The organism is Shewanella sp. AS16 (genome assembly GCF_021412365.1).
Taxonomy (GTDB): domain Bacteria; phylum Pseudomonadota; class Gammaproteobacteria; order Enterobacterales; family Shewanellaceae; genus Shewanella; species Shewanella salipaludis.
Window position 1 is genome coordinate 1 of the sequence record NZ_JAKCLK010000293.1, and the last position, 289, is coordinate 289.

A 289-nucleotide genomic window follows, 5' to 3' on the forward strand; every position below is an offset into this window, starting at 1 on the left:
ACCAATGTCGATATAGTCCCCCGCGCGGACAATCACTTCGTCAATGACTGCCAACGGGAGTTGTTGTAGCTGTGGGCGCAACAACATGCCCAGAGCTTTACCAAAGTCCTGCCCGGCCACCACCAGCAGGGGATGCGGATTCGGAAAACGCGCGACGAAATCGACCAGCGCGTTGATGACCGTCAGTACCGCGGCGTAACGCACAGGCAGCGAGGCGGGAAGCGCCAGCACGTACGCGTCAGTTTTGGGGCAAAGATCCAGTTGAATCAGCGCCTGTTGCCAGGCACTG

Annotated in this window: 1 protein-coding gene; it reads right to left on the bottom strand. The window is 59.2% G+C overall.

Features of this window, described 5'->3' with window-relative positions; translation table 11 throughout:
- Nucleotides 1–289: ethanolamine ammonia-lyase reactivating factor EutA (locus LZP73_RS20360; protein WP_234236762.1), on the bottom strand; the 289-nt coding region annotated here is incomplete at both ends.